This is a genomic window from Diplocloster hominis (assembly GCF_032380655.1).
GTDB classification, from domain to species: Bacteria; Bacillota; Clostridia; order Lachnospirales; family Lachnospiraceae; genus Diplocloster; species Diplocloster hominis.
Window position 1 is genome coordinate 23,038 of sequence record NZ_JAWDIY010000042.1, and the last position, 18,227, is coordinate 41,264.

Here is an 18,227-nt window from a genome sequence, read left to right on the forward strand (position 1 = left end):
CCTTGATTCCCCATGCTCTCACGGCTCCCAGGGTTCCCGCTCCATCCACCTGCCATTGGTAAAGTCCGGTATGGCCATGGGCATACCGCCAAGTGCAACGCTCTGCTCACTGAGGCTTGCGATGCTCATCCATGCCGCCGCGTCATAGACGTCTATGGGGGCGGGTTTTCCCGTCCTCACCGACTGGAAGAAGGAGCAAAACACCAGCCAGTCCATGCCGTCATGTCCTCCGCGCACCCCTTCAGCCAGATATTTTTTCCACACCGGATGGTCATATGTTTCCCGGTAGTTCTCCACATTGTTCCACTGCTCCTGCCATTTTAAATCATACTCGTTATGCCTGCCGTCCAGAAAGATACTCCTGTTATCTTCCATATACATACCTCTCGTCCCCTGCACATGGAATGCGCGGGAATATGCCCGTGGCAGCGTGGTGTCAAGAGTCAGGCAGATCGTCTCGCCCCGGGCACATTTGATGATGGTCGTCACCACATCCCCCTGGGCAAAGTTCATATGAACAGCGTCATATTCTTTCCCCTTCTCCCTCAGCAGGTATTCGTGAAGCCCCGCAGCTTTAGAAGCTACCGAGACGAGCGTCAGCATACGGTTTCCCCGGTTGATATCCAACACATTGGCGACAGGTCCCAGTTCATGGGTAGGATAGTTCTCACAATTGCGGCCCAGATAATTGCGGAAGCGGTAGTGGCGCATCTCACGGCCTGTGGAGACTTCTTTTCTCAGGTCGTGCCGGTAGCCGCCCTGACAGTGCACGATCTCACCGAACAGTCCCTGGCGCACCATATTCAGTACCATCAGCTCATCGCGGCCAAAGCAGCAGTTTTCCAGCATCATACATGGTACACCTGTCTCTTCATAGGTACGCACCAGCTTCCAGCAATCCTCCACGGAATAGGCCCCGGCTACTTCCACAGCAGTATATTTTCCCGCTCTCATGGAATCGCAGGCCAGATTCAGGTGGGATTCCCACGAAGCCATGATGACCACGGCGTCCACCTGCGGCATGCCCAGTACCTCCCTGTAGTCAGCCACAGCCCGGGGCGCAGGCTGCCCGGCCTCTGTCACGAGCCGTACTCCGTTTTCCCTGCGGTCCTCATAGGTATCGCACACAGCCAGAACGCGCACACCCGGCTGGGGCAGAATACAGGTCTCAAGTAATGTGCTGCCCCGTTTTCCAAGGCCGATGACACCAATATTTATATCTGATTTCATATTTTATCTCTCCCTTTCCTGTTCGACATTATACATACAATACCGTTTTTTCCAGATCGGTTCTCTGCTCCAGATATCAAGAGGCGCTGCACACGGGCAGCGCCTCTTAGGAATAGTTCAGAGTGCAGATTTATCATGAACCGTTTGCAAGCTTCACGAACGCGTCATCGATGTTTTTGAAGAAAGCTGCTTTATCGATGGTGCCGGCCACATAACTCTGCAGCTGCTTACCCACCTCGCTGGTCAGGCCGGAGGGCCAGTATGTTTTGATAAAGCCTACGGTCTTGCCGCCGTTTTCCACCCACTGGGATGCCTCTGTGATCAGCGGGTCTCCGTAGGAGGGCACTCCCTTGACAGGGGATGCGGACGTATTCACTTCGGCCAGTACACCGCCGCCTTCCGGTGTGCCCAGCCAGGCAAGTACGTTGCGGGCCTCTTCCACATGGGAGCCGGTGGCAGCTGCAAATACGATGCCGTTCGCCTCGTATTCCATCACCCGGTCAGCCGGATCTTCGGAGACAGGGATGGGTACCATATGCAGCTTCACGTTTTCATTGGATTTCAGGTACTCGGGATACTGGGCGCTTACCATAAAGCACATGGCCGTCTTGCCGGTAGCCAGCATATGGGCGCTGTTGGCTGCGTCACTGGACAGAGGATTTTCTACCGTATTAGCCAGAATGATATCGATCAGCTCAAAAGCCTTGTCCGTCTTATCATTCAGGAAGGATGCGCTGCCCCCCGCCATCGCATAGTACCATTCCTCAAAGTCACCAACGTTAGGACCGGCCACGTTCCAGAACAGCTGATGGGAAACCCATACATCCTTCAGACCTGTGGAAAATGGGGTGATTCCTGCGGCTTTTAACTTTTCGCAGGCCTCTTTTAATTCGGTCAACGTCTCAGGCGCTTTCTCGATGCCCGCCTTCTCGAAGGCTTCTTCATTGTAGATCAGGCCGGATGCCTGCACCAGGGTAGGAATCCCGTAGGTACGGCCGTCGTATTCTCCGGCAATCTTAAACTGGTCCAAAACGTTGGCATTCAGATTATCATCTGTAATATCCACGAAATATCCCGCTTCCGCAAACGTCTTGTTAGAGAGATACCCGTTCCAGTCAAAAAGGTCCGGCGGATCCCCCGCAGCGAATTTTGTTTTCACCGTAGTCTCATAATTGTCTGCTACATGTGAAAATTCCAGGGTGATGTTGGGATACACTTTTTGAAGCTGCTCGTTGATATAATCCTGCTTTTCAATGTACGAGGTCTGCATGGTCATAAACGAGAGGGTAACGGGTTCCTTGTCTTCCTGCCCTGCCAGATCCGGTGTGGGTGTGCTTTCCCCTGCTGCCGTGTTATCAGCCGTCGCCTCAGGTGTCTTTGTCCCGGCAGATTCTTTTGCCGGTTTGCTCTGGCATGCGGTCAGCAGGCTGCATGCCATCACGCCTGCCACTAAAATGGTTACTGCTTTTTTCATAGCTTTCATAACTTTTCCTCCTATATTGTATTTAGCGGTATCTGCATTTTCTATTATACAGAACCCGGAATTTTAAATAAGGTACGAAACAGCTCCTGTTTTGTATAAAAAAGATTTAACAGAGACGGCAGCCCCCAGGAATATCCTGCCTATCCTTTGACCGCACCGGCTGTAATACCGCCTATAATGGTCTTTTGGAAAATAACATACAGCAGGATGATGGGCAGCGAGATCAGCAGCAGGCTGGCGATCACAATCTCCCAATTGGTACCGTAGGTGCCGAACAGCTCGTACACTTTGACGATCAGTGTCACCTTGCTCTTCTTGGTGAGCAGCAGGAAAGGCAGCATGAAATTGTTCCACGTCCAAAGGGCATAAATCACTGTGACGCTGCTGAGCGAGGGCATCATCAGCGGTAAAATGATCTTGCCGAAAACCTGGAACTGGGTGCACCCGTCCACGAACGCGGCCTCGTCCAGTTCCTTCGGTATCGTCTTGACAGCCCCACTGAGCATAAATAACGCGAACGCGCCTCCGGTACCGATATTTACCAGGGAAACACCGATAATGCTGTTGGCCAGGTGGAAATCCCGGGCCATTTTCACTACGGGTATCATATACGCAAAAAAGGGAATCAGATACGGTATCGTGAAAAAAGCATACATAAACCGGCTGAACCTGGTATTTGTCCGGCTAAGCTTATAAGCCGCCGGAGCCGAGATGGCCAAAAGTCCCACAATGGTGATGACCGTCATCAGCAATGTATTGCCGGTGGTGCGCATAAAATCCAGGGACTCCCATGCTTTGACAAAATTCTGGAAGGTGGGTTCAATCGGCATGGCCACAAAGGACTCCATGATCTCGCCGTAAGGTTTAACGGAGTTGATAACCATAGCGAATATGGGGATCAGATATACGATCAGGAGCAGAAGCAAAATCAGAGGAATGACAATCCGCTTTTTCCGTCCGGCTTTCATTATACCTCGACCTCCTTATTCTTAAAATACTTCATCTGGATCATGGTGATAAGGAAGATAATCACAGCCAGCACCATCGCCTTGGCCATGCCATATCCATACCGCTGCGCATCGCCCATGGAGTCATAATAAATATTCAGCGCCAGCACTTCCGTCGCGAATCCAGGACCGCCGCCGGTCAGGGACAGGATGGAATCGAAAGCTTTGAACGAGGAAGCGATTCCGGTAAACGCGCATATAGAGATAGAAGGAATCAAAAGTGGGATCATCACGCGGGTATACAGCTTCCAGGTATTGGCCCCGTCGATGCGGGCCGCCTTGATCAGGCTGCTGTCGATGGCCTGGATCCCCGCTATGTAAATAACCAGGTAATATCCGATGTTATACCAGATCTGCATAATAATGGCCGACCAAATCGCCAGCGCAGGGCTTCCTATCCAGTCCTGCACCAGAAAATCCAGGTGCAGCGCCCCTCCGATCTGAGGCAAAAACTGGGTAAAGATGAATTTCCAGGTAAAACCGATGATAACCAGCGCAAAGACATAGGGCAAAAAGTACATGGTGCGGAATAAATTCTTAAATTTGATACCTGATTCAATTACAAATGCCAAAAGTAACGCCAGCACATTCCCCAGCACCACGCTCACTAATGAGAACAAAAACGTAAGCCAGAGGGAGTTATAAAACCCCGGATCTTCTGTAAACAGCTCCGCATAATTCTTCAGCCCTACAAACTCATACAGCGGCGTGAAGCCGTTGGAATTCGTAAAAGACATGAAAAATCCATACATCAGCGGAATAAAGAAAAAAATCAGAAACAGTGTCAAAAACGGAAGGATAAACAGAAACAGCGAACCGTTTTTGCTTTTCGCAAACTTGCGAAGAACGGACTTTTTTTCCATAAAAAATCTCCTTATCTTTAAAATTTGCCCTGTAAACGCGGACATTCCGTTGATTTTTATTGTATCGGAAATTTTTCATGGAAAGAATGTATCGTATCGGCCTGGTTTTGTATAAAACAGACTGTCCGAAAACCTGGCGGGCTGCACCCTGGTTTTCGGACAGTCTCCCCTGAAAAAAACAGTAACCTACTTACGGAAGTCTTTCGGGCTTACACCCACGGCCTTTTTAAATTTTTTATTGAAATGGCTTTCATCGTAGAAATTCAGGAGCTCGGTGATCTCACTCACCGTCTTTTCCCCTTCCAGTAAAAGCCTTTTGGCTTCCTCCAATTTGAGATAATCCACATACTCACTGATGCGCACTCCGTATTCCCGGCGGAACAGCTTCGACATGTACTCTTTGTTCAGATAGAATATGGAGGCCAGCTCGGCCAGCGTGAATTTTTCCCGGTAATGTTTGTCCAGATAGGCCCTCAATTCCTGAGCACGGCCCGTGTATCCTTCCTTGCCCTGCTCACCGGGTATCACGTATGTCCGGCGGAGGAATTCTTCCAGATCCGTCCGGATATCTTCGGGGGACAGCCGCAGCAGCAGCTGCGTATTCAGACTCATCAGGCCGGTCATGGTGATGTTGGGGATCTGGCACAGCACCAGCTTTCCCATACTCTTGATGAACTGACGTACAAAGGAACGTACGATTCCAAGCGGCAGATACTCCATACGCGAGACCGATTCCACGAACATCTGCATGCAACGCCGGTATTCCGCCACACTGGCGGATTCCTGGGCATTCTTTAACAGATAACTGTAGCCTTCTTTCTGAAACCCCATCCCGGACACACGGGCGGATACCTGCGCATCATAAGATACGATTCCGCTTCCCTGAAATACGTGATAGGTTTCCAGCGCTTCCTGGGACTGATGGTAGGACCGCTTGATACGCCGTATCTCCGGAAAGGACTGTCCGCATGCCAGAACGGTTTCCACCCGTGCCTCCTGGCAGATGGGCGCGAGGCTCTGGCGCAGAGGCTCCATCATTGGCTCCGGTTCACAAAATAAGATCGCACAGATACCGTTTGGGCTGCCGTCGTCGCGAAACACGATGCCGTCAGGACCGATACAGCGAACAGCTTCTGCCTGTACCGCATCTATCATCCTGCGGACTGCCTGCGGCATGGCCTCGTGTGTTTCGAACAGATTGATGGTAACCACCGCATACTGGGCCGCGCAGGGCAGATACCGGGCGCTTTCCTCCTCCGTGATGGGGGTATCACTGTGCAGATACTGGTTGAATATCTCCCGGCGGCTGCGTTTGTGTTCGGCCGCCAGGCGCTCCAATTCTGATATGGCGTCTTTCAGCGCCGTATACAACGCCTCCTCCTCGATGGGCTTCAGGATATAATCAACGGCCTTGGATACCAGTGCCTGCCGCATATACTCAAAATCATCAAAGCCGCTGACCACGATGATCTGGCTGCCCGGAAGCGCCTCATGCAGCTCCTGGATCAACATGGCGCCATTGACACCGGGCATACGCATATCCGTGATAATGATGTCCGGCATGGATGCCTTAGCCCGCTCACAGAGCTCGTCACCATCCTCGCACTGGGCGGTCAGTTCAAGCCCCAGTTCCTGCCAGGGCACCAGCATCTGGATCAGACGCCGCGCCCGCAGTTCATCATCTGCAATGATCACTTTATACATGGGATTCCTCCTTTTCCAGGGGAATACTGACTGTAACAGTGGTTCCCACACCATGTTCGCTTTCTATCACAAGAGAGGCCCGGTTACCATACATCAGATGCAGCCGTTTGTACACATTTACGACACCGATCCCGCTCTGTCCGTTGTCCTTTCGCATTTCCCGCTCGTCCTCCAACGATTCCCGAAGCTCCGATAAGGTCTCCGGATGCATGCCAAGTCCATTGTCGGAGATGCTTAACACCACGCACGCAGACTTCAACCTGCAGCAAAGCCGCACCATGCCCTGCTCCTTCTTCCGCTCCAGCCCATGTACCACAGCATTTTCCACCAGGGGCTGCAGCGTCAGCTTCGGGATCTTGATGTCGAGAGCCTGCTCCGGGATATCCATCGTGAAATCGATCTTATCCCCAAAACGGAATTTTTGTATGTACAGATAGTCCTCCACGTTCTTTCGCTCTTCCCGGATCGTGACGATATGATTTCCCTTGATGGAATAACGCATCATTTTGCTAAGGGAATTTGTGCTGCGGTATACGTCCGGCAGCCCCTGCTCCAGCGCCACGCTGCCGATCGTCTGCAGCGTATTGTTCAGAAAATGAGGATTGATTTGCGCCAGCAGGGAATTGAGCTGCGCCGTGCGGTTGTCCAGCTCGATCTTATAGCGTTCATTCACCAGCGTCTCGATCTCATCCAGCATACGGTTGAATGTGGCGGTAATATGCCCTATCTCATCCTGGCTCTGCACAGGGACTTTTTGGGTAAAGTCCCCTTTGCCCGCCACCTCCATCTGCCGCTCCAACCGGCGCAGCGGCCTGGTGAACCGGCTGCTGAGCCCCGAGAGGATGGGAATCATCACGAACACCACCACAGCCAGCATCAGCAGTCCTGCATTTCGCATACTGGTGGCATAACCGGTGAGGATATGGGAGGGAATGCGTTTGAACAGGATATTTCCGTTTACTCCGGACACGGCGTAACAGATGGTATCTTCTCCATATTGGAACTGCCCGCCCACATCATCGCTTTCCCGGGCAAGGGCATACTGGTAGATGTCCCGGACCGCCTCCTGTGAGATCCCGCTTGTGAAGATAGCCTCGCCGCCCGGTGTCAGATAAGCGATCGCCTCATCCTCATAGAGCTTAGCTGTCTCGCAGAGCTCCCGGAAAAATCCCGACTTCACGTTCATACACAGCACGCTGGTCTCCCCTGTCCAGGCGACGAAGCGTCTCACAAAAGAGACCACCGGCGTATTGCCGTCCAGCAGGTAACGGGGATCGTACCCCTCAAGCTGCGCCATGGGATGGAACGCATATTGCCCGTTCCCGCCGGTGACGCTCTTATACCAGGCTGTCTGTTCGATCTGCTCCGCATTATAGTAAGAGCGGTTTCCGATCTGATCCACGACATACAGCTCCGCGGAGGAGGGAAAATAATACAGCAGGGAGTGCAGTTCACTCTTCTGCGTGGAAATCATCAGCAGATTCGACAGGATATTATCGTGATACTCCCAGTCGCTTTTGCTCAGGTCCGGCTCCGTATAGGCGAACATGGATAGCGTCTCCAGCTGTCTCACATAATCATCCAGACGGGAGGATACACTGTGCAGGGTGCGCCTGCTGGTGTCCAGGTAATTCCGGGATGTCTCCTGTGAAAGGTTATAGTAGGTAATGAAAATAATGACCGCCACGGGGATCACCACCGCGCAGATCATCAGGATTGCCATTTTCTTACCAAAGGTGAACCGTCTTTTCACGTAACGTCCCTCCTCTTTTCCAATTATTCTCAGTATAAATCACTTGTGAGCCCACCGTCAACGTGATCCGCCGCACAGGTCTGTTTTATACAAAACCTGGTTTGGAATATACATTTGAGGAAGGCGGCTGATCCGTTATGATAGACCGCAGGGAATTATGCCGGAATCTATAGCAGGAAACTATATAAGAGCGGGAGGCGTTTTTATGCAGAATTATGAAATATCCGCACGGGAGGCGGCAATACGCATCCTGGGCCGGGAAGCCGCGACACGGTTTCATTTTATCCATACCCCACGAATACGTTTCGGTGAATATCGGATCGGGGCATCCGATGACCAGGTATTCATCCGCGGCGACAGCGGGGTCAGTATGCTCTGCGGTCTTAACTGGTATCTGCGGAACGTACTCCAGATCCATGTGTCCTGGGAGACAAAACAGCCGGACATCCCGGACAGATTTCCCCTGTTGCCGGAAGCGGTCACTATGGCATCCCCTTACCGCTACCGCTATTATCTCAACTACTGTACGTTTTCCTACACTATGGCGTTTTGGGACTGGCCCCGCTGGGAAAAAGAACTGGACCTGATGGCGCTTGGGGGCGTCAATCTGGCGCTCAACCTGGTGGGGCAGGAATGTGTCTGGCTTTCGATGCTGACGAAGCTTGGAATGACTCCAAAGCAGGCGCGCGGCTATCTCACAGACCCTGCCCATCTGGCATGGTTTTATATGGGAAATATGACCCGCTTCGGCGGTGATCTGCCGGAGAAATGGTTTGAGGACCGGCAAAAGCTGGGGTGCCTGATTAACAAGCGTATGCTGGAGCTAGGCATCACACCTGTGCTGCCCGGATTTTATGGACTGCTGCCGGAATCCCTCTTACGGGAAATTCCGGACGCTCATTTATCTTCCCAGGGAGAGTGGTGCGGCTTTGAGCGACCCGCCTGTGTGTCTCCCACCGACGCGCTGTTTGAAGAAGCAGGCCGGTTATATTACACAGCGCAGCAGCAGCTGTTTGGCAATGTGACTCCCTATTTTACCGCTGAACCTTTTCATGAGAACAATGACGCAGCCGGTTTTGACCTGCCGCTGTATGGGAAAAAGATTCTCTCGCTGATGCGCCGGGTGCGTCCGGACGCGGTGTGGGTACTGCAGGCGTGGGACAGCAATCCGTATCTGGAGCTTTTTGATGCTCTTAAGCCGGATGATGTCCTTATCCTGAACCTGCTGGCGGGGCGCATACAGGACAGCCGGGAGATCCTGGGAGACTTCGAAGGCCGCCCCTGGGTCTGGTGCCCGGTACACAGCTATGGAGGGCGGAATGGTTTGTACGGTTTCCTACGGACCCTGGCGCGGGAGCCGTTGGAACTGACAAGCAAACCGTGTACCTCGATGTGCGGCATTGGGCTGGCGCCGGAATCCCTGGAGACGAATCCTGTATTTTATGACCTGTTCTGGGATATCACCTACCGCACAAAACCCGTCTGCCTGCAGGAATGGCTGTCTCATTATGTAACCCGGCGGTATGGCAAGTATTCACCGGTATTGGACAGGGCGTGGCAGCTGCTGGAGGACAGCGTATACAACAGCTTTCTTCCGCAGCCCGGTGGAGCGGAATCCTTTCTCTGCGCCCGGCCGGATTTCGGCCTTGTGTCGGTCAGCACCTGGGGGCCGAAAAATGTGAACTATGATACCTGCTTTATCCGAAAGGCTGCCCGCCTGTTCTATTCTCAATTCCCTGAGTACCAGGAAAATCCCAGCTATCTGTACGATCTGGCAGACCTCACACGACAGGCGCTCTCCAATATCAGCCGTGTAAAATACGCCCGGCTGATGTACCTCCTGGCTCAGCATCGCTACGAGACATTCCGAAGGGAAAGTGAAGATTTCCTTCTGCTGCTCGAGACGCAGGAACAGCTTCTTTCCTCCCGGCCGGAATTTTCCATGGAAAAGTGGCTGGCACCGGCACGCGTGCTGGATGAAAAGTACAGGGACGAAAATCACAGGGATAAAAAATATGAAGAGCGCCTATTCGAGCGGGCGGCAAAAACCCTGATCACTGTATGGGGCCCGCGTACTGCGGCAGTTCTGCACGACTACTCCGCCCGGGAGTGGGGCGGCCTGACAGGCTCGTTTTATTATATGCGCTGGAAGTATTTTTTCAATACGCTGCTGGATTGGCTGGACGCCGGAAAGCCTTTGAACCTGTCTGTATCCCTGTCCAGAGACTGGGCCGCCAACAGGGCGGAACCGGACGTGGATGACCGCTTCACCATCGACTGGTATACGTGGGAAGAGAATTGGATCAACAGCCCGCTGGTAAACCCCATCCCTCCCCTGGATACCGGTACTGCGGTCCATAACGCGTTTCAACGATTTATCGATGTCTGCAAAGACCACTGAAAAGGAGGAACATCCATGCAGAACAGACCCAACATTGTATTTTATTTTACAGATCAGCAGCGCTTTGACACATGCGGATGCTACGGACAGCCGTCCGACATCACACCAAATCTGGACCGGCTGGCGAAGGAGGGTGTCGTATTCGAGGAGGCATACACCCCGCAGCCGGTATGCGGCCCCTGCCGCGCCATATTCCAGACGGGAAAATATCCCACGCAGACAGGCTGTTTCCGCAACAATCTCGCCCTTCCTAAGGACTGCAAAACATTGGCGAACTATTTCGAAGAGAATGGTTATGAGACTGCTTATGTCGGCAAATGGCATCTGGCCAGCGACGGCGGACTGGAATGCAAACCTTCCGTGGATTATACTGTCACGGCCATTCCGCCTGAGCGCCGCGGGGGGTATACCGGATTCTGGCGGGCATCGGATGTGTTAGAATTCACCAGCCACGGATATGACGGGTATGTGTTCGATGAAAATATGAGGAGGCGGGATTTTAAAGGCTGCCGTGTAGACTGCATCACGGACTTTGCATTGGAATTTCTGGACGTTTACAGGGGGGAAAAGCCCTTTTTTCTGACCATCTCCCATATCGAGCCGCATCATCAGAATGACAGGGGCCACTACGAGGGGCCGGTGGGATCCAGAGAACGATACCATGACTTCGTGCTTCCCAAAGACCTGGAGGTACTGGGAGGAAATGCTGCGGAGGAATACCCCGATTATCTGGGATGCTGCAGACGGCTGGACGACAACTTGGGCCGTTTGATTGACAAACTCAAAGAAAAAGGGCTGTGGGAGAATACGATACTGATCTTCTCCTCCGATCATGGCTCCCATTTTAAAACCCGGAACAATGACGCACATCTCAATGGATACGATGATTACAAGAGATCCTGCCACTCCGCCTGCCTTCATGTACCGCTGGTAATCGCAGGGCTCGGCTACCGGGGCGGCCGCAGGGTCCGGGACATCGTAAGTACTGCCAGCCTGCCAAAAACCTTTCTGGCCATGGCCGGAATCCATGTGGGCAGCGGCATGATCGGTGAAGATTTAAAAACTGTGGCGGATGGTGAGGCCCTGGGGCGGGAAAATTATGCGTTTGCACAGATCAGCGAAAGCCGCGTGGGACGGTGCATCCACACGCCTGAATTTTTATACAGTGTGTATGCGCCCGGAAAGAACGGCGGGGAATGCCCGGACAGTCCGATATATGAAGAAGAATTTCTGTATGACCTTAGAAAAGATCCGTGGGAACTTGACAATCTCGTATCTGATCCGGCTTACGCCGGACAGCGCCGGATACTTGCCGGAATGCTCTGTGATGCTATGGAAAAGGCCGGAGAGAGACGCCCCCGTATCCTGCAGGCAAGGGAGTGTTGAATGTATTTATGTCTGATGTTCCAGGTTGGTATCTGGGGGATCACCGGGCTGGTATTCCAAAATGTCCCCGGGCTGACAGCCCAGGACCCCGCAGATGGACTCCAGCGTAGAGAAACGGATGGCCTTGACTTTGCCCGTTTTCAGGTTGGACAGATTGACATTGGAGATACCGACTTTCTCTGAGAGCTCATTCAGAGACATTTTACGGTCGGCCATGACCCGGTCCAGGCGTAGGATAATAGGCATAATTTCCTCCTGTGTATTCGATGATTTCTTACTTTTGTTTCTGTACTCCAAAGCCTGTGATCCGGCTTGTTTCACGTGCTTCCGTCCGGTTACATGGTCTCCGGTCCGGCTTGTTTCATGCTCTCGGGTCCTGATCGGTTTTGACATCTGCGGGCTTGGGCAGCAGAATACGTCTGAATACGGCAGCGACAGCCAGCAGAACCAGTTCCAGGATAAGAATCAAGGATATCCGCAAACGAAACCCGAAGGCATACAGAATCGTATATACCTCGCAGGTCAGGATCAGGATGTGCACCACCCGGTAGGCTCCGGGTAACAGCCGCGCACTTTGTACGGAGAATTTGGACAGGAACAGGGCAATTGCCTGTCTTCCCACCAGCGCCAGGAATAACGACACTGCAGGGTACAGTAATATCGCATACCGGGGAGCCATCTGTACGGCCTCACTGCCCTGCCACTGTATGGCGATCTGACCGGGCAGAAGTATTATACCGAGAACCGCCAGCAGAAGTTCGGGGATCAGCCCGATCCAGACGGCACGTGTTATTTTACTCATTTTTTTCATTGGACACTACTCCCTTTCCGTTTCCACTTGACAGATGTTATAAAGTCTCATCCGCTTCCTGCTGCAAATAACAACCATAATGGAAAATCTCTGCCACACATAAAAACACCAGTCCCATAAAGAGGAAAGTGATGTTCAGCTGGAACGCAGCCGTCACACCGGACAGTCTGGCCAGAATCCAGGCGGCTGTCTCCGGCAGGACATCTGATAGAAGGATCATCCAGGCAAGCTGCCGGATCTGTCTGACATTGGCAGGCTCGAATGGGGTATAGCTCTTTACGATCCTCTTTAATAGTCCGCGGAGAATCAACAGAGCGGCAAAGCAAAACGCCATCCTTCCTGTAAAGCTGACGAAAAGTACATTGAATGCCTTCACATTTAATCCTTTTTGCGTCAGGATCGTGATACCCCATTTACTTCCCGTCTGCTCTGCCGTGACCGGCGAATGTTCCGGGAGCGGGATAAATCCGTCACTTCCTCTGTGATAATTGATCATAAACAGACCCAGGAGCAGCAGGGCAAAGGTTATGAGCATGATAATTTTGAGCACCTGTGAGATGGTCAGGATTCTTCTGGCTGATTTGTCTATGGTTTCTTTCATTTTACATTCTCCTCCCGGGCTTGGGTTTGCGTTAAATGTGGATTCTTTCTATCCGCAGCATGTATGTACAGCTGAGCATTACATTTATATACTTACCGTTATATGATAGCTTTAAATATTAGCTTTAAATGTTAGATTAATATGCCATTAGCTTTCTATGCTCTCGTCTTACATGTGAGTTATCTTTATATGCTTAACGTTACATTACTCCCTGATAAAACTTTTGTCAATCACTATTTAATGATTATCATTAAATATTTAATCCAATATGATAACGTCCAACATTTTCCAACATTGATGTTTACATGTCCAGTCACATGTCCTCTTATGTTTTCTTATGTTCTGACATTTATCACTTATATGCACTCATATGTTCCAACATTTATCACTTACGTGTACCCAAATGTTCCATCTCTTATAATTTATCTAAAAACCAGCCAAAAACTTCTATTGCATTCACACGTACTCACGGGCTCACTTCCTGATTTTCTGATCATCGAAAGCAGATTCACACTTCCATAAAAATGCAGCTTTTCCATCCCAAACCCTTATGTTATGATTGAGGGAAGGAAAGAAAAAGCCTCTCCTTTTCGTGCAGAAAAAGAGAGGACAGCATAACCTCTGTTCTATATACTAAATACCAAGGAGCTGACCACAAATGGACTGGATAGAACGTTTAAACAATTCGATACATTATATTGAAGAGCATCTGGACAAAGACATTGATTACGGGCAGATCGCCAGGATCGCCTGCTGTTCCGCCTATCACTATCAGAGAATGTTTACCTATATGGCGGAAACCACTCTGTCGGAATATATCCGGCGCCGGCGCATGACCTTAGCCGCCGTGGATCTGCAGGATGAAGACCAGAAAATCATCGATGTCGCTCTCCGGTACGGATACTCTTCTCCCACTGCATTTAACCGGGCATTTCAGAATGTCCACGGGATCGCGCCCTCCCTGGTAAAAAAGGGCGGTGTGCCGTTAAAATCCTATCCGCCAATCAGCTTCAAAATCACAATAAAAGGAGCTGCTGAAATGAATTACCGGATTGAAAAGAAAGAATCCATCCGCATCATCGGTGTGGGGGAACCCCTTCACAAGGAACTGGAAAAGAATTTTGAGATCGTGCCTATGATGTGGCAGAAGGCAGCAACAGACGGGACGATCCCGAAGCTGGCTTCCCTGATGGACAGCGAACCTATGGGACTTCTGGGCGTCAGTGCCTGTAATACCGAAGACTGGAGATACTATATCGCGGTAGCCAGCACAAAATCCATCGATGATACGCTGGAAGAATATCTCATCCCCCCCTCCGCCTGGGCTGTGTTTCCCGGAGAAGGGACGAATCAGTCCATTCAGGAATTAGAAAAGAGGATTGTGACCGAGTGGCTGCCCTCTTCCGGCTATGAATACGGAAACGCGCCGGATATCGAGGTTTATCTGAATCCCGATCCCCAGAACGCCAAATATGAGGTATGGATTCCGGTTGTAAAAAAGGACAATTGATTCACATACTCGAAAAAGAGAACATGCGCTCAGAAGAATCCTGGCTTACTGATGATCCATCTGTCAGCATAAAGCCACTATCCCTGAGAACCTGTTCTCTTTTATTTTCCGCTATTACGAAATTGACTCTTTCTTACAGATTTATTCCGCTGCGTAATACCTTCCAAGAGCGTCTGCTCCCATAATGGCCGCATAGACATCTTCCGGAGTCACCTCAAAAGGCATATTTCCCAGCGTGTCATTCTCTGAGCAGGCCAGTTTTGCCACTTCCATGATCTGCTCGGGATTTACTTCCCTGATCCCCAGATCGGCCAGCGTAGTAGGCAGTCCCACCTCCATGCAGAAATCCAGTACCGTCTCGATCTCTTCCATATCGGCATTTTCCAGAACCAGCTGTACCAGTGTCCCGAAGGCCACCTTTTCTCCATGGTAGAAAGCATGGGTCTCAGGGATCGCCGTCAGCCCATTGTGGATGGCATGTGCGCCGGCCAGTCCGCCGCTCTCAAATCCGATGCCCGACAGGTAGGTATTCGCCTCGATGACATGCTCCACCGCTTTCGTGCAGGCTTTCGCCTGGACAGCCAGATATGCACTGACTCCGCTTTCCAGCAGGGTTTCATAGCACAGCTTCGCCAGGGCCATGGCCGCCAGCGTGATCTTTCCGCCCACGCAGTTGCCTGCATCGGATCTTTGGCAGGCTCTCGCCTCAAAATACGTGGCCAGCGCATCCCCCATTCCGGAAACCAAAAGCCTGGCCGGTGCTTTGCACACGATGTCTGTGTCCACCAGAACCAGATTCGGGCTGGCCGGCAGGAACAGATATTTTTCAAACACGCCTTCGTCGGAATAGATGACGGACAACGCGCTGCAGGGAGCGTCTGTGGAAGCAATGGTGGGAACAATCACTACCGGAAGTCCCATGTAATAGGCCACCGCTTTCGCCGTATCATGAATCTTGCCTCCTCCGATTCCAACGATGGTATCACAGCCGGACGCCTTGCATTCTCCGATCAGCCGATTGATCTCTGTCATAGAGCATTCTCCGTTGAAATTTTCAAATATAAGCTGGAGTTCCGCATCCTCTTTTCCCTCCAGGATCGCAGGTTCCACCCGTTTTCTGCCTGACTCGCTGGTCAGAATACAGATTTTTTTGCCGTAATTTCCCGCATAGCTGCTGAGTTTCTTGATTTCACCCTTGCCCTGGATATATCTGCTGGGGCTGCCAATAATGTTTGCCATACTTACGTCCTCCTTCGGTTTCCATTGTTCGTTATTTTTTTAACATACTTTTATTATTATAGAAGCCGGCCTTGGCGTCAATCTGTAAACTGACAAAATTTTATCTTCCCCTTGGCTTTTACATGGACAACTTGCCCTCCAGCTCTCCCGCATTATTGATATTTCCCAACATCCAGGCCCTGCACCGCTTTTTTTACTACAAAATTACTATGTTATAGAAAAATGAGGTCGGCGGCTGGTTCCCTTGTGGAGGTATATCCTCCGCATCAGGCGGCCATGACCGGCCCCTGGCCTATGGCACACCGAACCTTTATCCTGGATGATACCCGCCGCCGCGCCTTATCCCAGGCCTTAAAATACGCGACCGATATTTTTTCCTCTCTGGTGGATGCGCAGGACGTACTTTACCTTGTAAAGAAACCAGACGTAAGTGAAGTGCAGGAGCAGTTATTTACCAACTCTTTGGAAAGCTTTCTCCTGCTCTGTACACAGGAGGCACAAGGCCAGCCTTTAAGCCTCCGGCCGGCCGACGCCATCGCCTGCACCCGGGTTGAATCCGGAGCATGACGCTATCCTGCGGCACAGTTGAGTCCCTGGGCTGGATCGCTCCCTGGGCTGAATCGCCGTCTTTGGCCTGATATCGCTGTCTCTGGCCTGAATAAAAGTCCCTAATCTGAATGTAAAAAGAGACCGTCTGTATACGATTGATCTCGTAACTCAGGCAGTCTCTCTGGCTTGACATGCATATTACTAGTTTTCTAATATTTTTCTAACATTTTCTTCTGTGGTGTTACATTTTTTTGCTATTATTTCGTTGGTTTCTCCCTGTTCGTGCAGACGGAATATTCTTTTTGTAAGGTCGATTCCTTTTTCGATACCTTTTTCAATCCCTTTTTCCATTCCATCTTCCATCAACATCTGTCCCAACCTGGTCATAGCGATTACCTCCTTAATATCCCGCAATTCCATCTCATCCAGCAGTTTGTCTGCCAGCGCGTACAAGACGGCCTGCATTTTTTTCAGTTCTTCTTCCTCAACCTCAATCACCGATTCGTTTAGAATTCCCAGCGCCTGCTTAATTCTGTCTTTTGGGCGCATCGTTCCACCCATCAGAGGACTAAGCAGCATTGGCAGCAGGTCCTCTTTATACAATATCTCGTTGGCGCTGACTTTCTTCTGAAGCACCTCGAAAATCAGTCCGGCATCCGCGCTCTTTAGCCGGATCACCTTTACCCGGTACGTATTCAATCCTTCCGTAAATTCCGAACGTATTTTCTTCGTATCCGCAGTACAAATCACACAGGTAACCACCGGAACCTGATACCTTCTGCTTGTCGCCGCTTCGTACTCCCGGAAGCGCTTGAGGTCAGCGAGCCGGATGGGGTCACTTTCAAACTCCAGATGAAGCCAGCTTCCATCCTCCAGTTCATAGTTAAAATCCTGGTACATCTGCCTGGCCTCCAACTGAACCAGCTCGGTCGGAGCAATGTAATGAACCCGCTGGTAAATACCCAGATACCGAAGCAGTTCCGTTCCAAAATACTGGGCCGCTGTCTTCATCACCATATCCTCCAGATGATAATTGCCAGGGGGCTGCCCGTGTTTGTGGTTTTCTTCCATATAGCTATTCCTTTCCAAAGCCATAAGAAAGAACAATCTCTATAAAATTTTCGCCGGCTCAGATCCGTCCGACAGCACAGAATTACTCTAATCGAGCGCCTCTGCTTTCATTATAATATGAATTCGCACACGGGACAACAGCAATGCTTTTGTTTTCATTTGTTTATTCGTAATTTGGATTATAATGCCTGAATCAGGCTGAAATAAAGTATGGATCAATCTGTATTTATATATAGACGAAAGGTACTGCTAATTATTATAGAGAAAGTTCTATCCTTTACTGCCGATGGTGTACGAAAGTGCCCTCTTCCTCTGCGATCCTATGTAATATAACAGATTCACAGATTCCAAAAATGACACTAAACATATTATATCAATATACCGCATAAGAAACAATACTTTTGCCAGTTATAAATAGCAGATTTCTGATGGAATGCACGGCCGTTTTGGAGGGGACTGGCACCTTTCGGCAGCAAACCAGGCTTGCAGGCAGCTGCGTGGAGAAAGGGGCCTGTCCCCATAGGCGCGAACTTAAGAAATTAAACCGGGAAGAATAACCATATGGAATTCGTGATTTTGATTGATTCTATGTCGGTTTCGCATAGACAAAAAACGATAA

General features: G+C 50.8%; 15 protein-coding genes. 4 read left to right on the plus strand and 11 right to left on the minus strand.

What is annotated here, in order from left to right; genetic code table 11:
- Nucleotides 1-18 precede the first annotated feature (18 nt).
- The 6 genes from ABC831_RS23280 to ABC831_RS23305 all read right to left on the minus strand — a co-directional run bounded on the left by ABC831_RS23280 (nucleotide 19) and on the right by ABC831_RS23305 (nucleotide 8,040).
- Nucleotides 19-1,230 (minus strand): Gfo/Idh/MocA family protein, encoded by a 1,212-nt coding sequence (locus tag ABC831_RS23280; protein ID WP_343250464.1) that lies wholly within the window; start codon nucleotides 1,228-1,230, stop codon nucleotides 19-21.
- A gap of 133 nt (nucleotides 1,231-1,363) precedes the next feature.
- Entirely contained in the window at nucleotides 1,364-2,713 is a 1,350-nt protein-coding gene (locus ABC831_RS23285) for an ABC transporter substrate-binding protein (protein ID WP_343250465.1), read from the minus strand.
- 140 nt (nucleotides 2,714-2,853) lie between these two features.
- Nucleotides 2,854-3,681 carry a carbohydrate ABC transporter permease gene (locus tag ABC831_RS23290; RefSeq protein ID WP_343250466.1) on the minus strand — a complete coding sequence of 276 codons (828 nt, stop codon included), beginning with the start codon at nucleotides 3,679-3,681 and terminating at the stop codon, nucleotides 2,854-2,856.
- Nucleotides 3,681-4,583, minus strand: a complete 903-nt coding sequence (locus tag ABC831_RS23295) for a carbohydrate ABC transporter permease (protein WP_343250467.1) — start codon at nucleotides 4,581-4,583, stop codon at nucleotides 3,681-3,683. Before ABC831_RS23295 ends, ABC831_RS23290 begins: the two co-directional genes overlap by 1 nt.
- A 186-nt stretch (nucleotides 4,584-4,769) precedes the next feature.
- Nucleotides 4,770-6,287 (minus strand): response regulator, encoded by a 1,518-nt coding sequence (locus ABC831_RS23300; RefSeq protein WP_343250468.1) that lies wholly within the window; start codon nucleotides 6,285-6,287, stop codon nucleotides 4,770-4,772.
- The gene (locus tag ABC831_RS23305; RefSeq protein WP_343250469.1) at nucleotides 6,280-8,040 is read right to left on the minus strand and encodes a sensor histidine kinase; all 1,761 of its coding nucleotides are present in this window, start codon (nucleotides 8,038-8,040) and stop codon (nucleotides 6,280-6,282) included. Before ABC831_RS23305 ends, ABC831_RS23300 begins: the two co-directional genes overlap by 8 nt.
- A 205-nt stretch (nucleotides 8,041-8,245) precedes the next feature.
- Between ABC831_RS23305 and ABC831_RS23310 the strand changes: the two genes are divergently transcribed.
- Nucleotides 8,246-10,441 carry an alpha-N-acetylglucosaminidase gene (locus tag ABC831_RS23310; RefSeq protein ID WP_343250470.1) on the plus strand — a complete coding sequence of 732 codons (2,196 nt, stop codon included), beginning with the start codon at nucleotides 8,246-8,248 and terminating at the stop codon, nucleotides 10,439-10,441.
- A 15-nt stretch (nucleotides 10,442-10,456) separates the two neighbouring features.
- Nucleotides 10,457-11,827, plus strand: coding sequence for a sulfatase family protein (locus tag ABC831_RS23315; protein WP_343250471.1), 1,371 nt, complete (start codon nucleotides 10,457-10,459; stop codon nucleotides 11,825-11,827).
- Nucleotides 11,828-11,833: 6 nt separating this feature from the next.
- Here the strand turns inward: ABC831_RS23315 and ABC831_RS23320 are convergent, their stop codons facing one another.
- The 3 genes from ABC831_RS23320 to ABC831_RS23330 form a co-directional block, all read right to left on the minus strand.
- Entirely contained in the window at nucleotides 11,834-12,073 is a 240-nt protein-coding gene (locus ABC831_RS23320) for a helix-turn-helix domain-containing protein (protein WP_343250472.1), read from the minus strand.
- 115 nt (nucleotides 12,074-12,188) lie between these two features.
- Nucleotides 12,189-12,629 (minus strand): hypothetical protein, encoded by a 441-nt coding sequence (locus ABC831_RS23325; protein WP_343250473.1) that lies wholly within the window; start codon nucleotides 12,627-12,629, stop codon nucleotides 12,189-12,191.
- Between the two features lie 46 nt (nucleotides 12,630-12,675).
- Nucleotides 12,676-13,239, minus strand: coding sequence for a DUF2975 domain-containing protein (locus ABC831_RS23330; protein ID WP_343250474.1), 564 nt, complete (start codon nucleotides 13,237-13,239; stop codon nucleotides 12,676-12,678).
- 658 nt (nucleotides 13,240-13,897) lie between these two features.
- Between ABC831_RS23330 and ABC831_RS23335 the strand changes: the two genes are divergently transcribed.
- Nucleotides 13,898-14,749 carry an AraC family transcriptional regulator gene (locus ABC831_RS23335; protein WP_343250475.1) on the plus strand — a complete coding sequence of 284 codons (852 nt, stop codon included), beginning with the start codon at nucleotides 13,898-13,900 and terminating at the stop codon, nucleotides 14,747-14,749.
- A 141-nt stretch (nucleotides 14,750-14,890) separates the two neighbouring features.
- On the opposite strand, the gene ABC831_RS23340 is transcribed toward ABC831_RS23335, so the two are convergent.
- Complete coding sequence (locus tag ABC831_RS23340) at nucleotides 14,891-15,988, minus strand: glycerol dehydrogenase (RefSeq protein ID WP_343250476.1); 1,098 nt, start codon at nucleotides 15,986-15,988, stop codon at nucleotides 14,891-14,893.
- A 246-nt stretch (nucleotides 15,989-16,234) separates the two neighbouring features.
- Here ABC831_RS23340 and ABC831_RS23345 point away from each other — a divergent pair, with 246 nt between their 5' ends.
- Nucleotides 16,235-16,555 (plus strand): hypothetical protein, encoded by a 321-nt coding sequence (locus ABC831_RS23345; RefSeq protein WP_343250477.1) that lies wholly within the window; start codon nucleotides 16,235-16,237, stop codon nucleotides 16,553-16,555.
- 183 nt (nucleotides 16,556-16,738) lie between these two features.
- Here ABC831_RS23345 and ABC831_RS23350 read toward each other — a convergent pair whose 3' ends face one another.
- Nucleotides 16,739-17,632, minus strand: coding sequence for a hypothetical protein (locus ABC831_RS23350; protein WP_343250478.1), 894 nt, complete (start codon nucleotides 17,630-17,632; stop codon nucleotides 16,739-16,741).
- Nucleotides 17,633-18,227 lie beyond the last annotated feature (595 nt).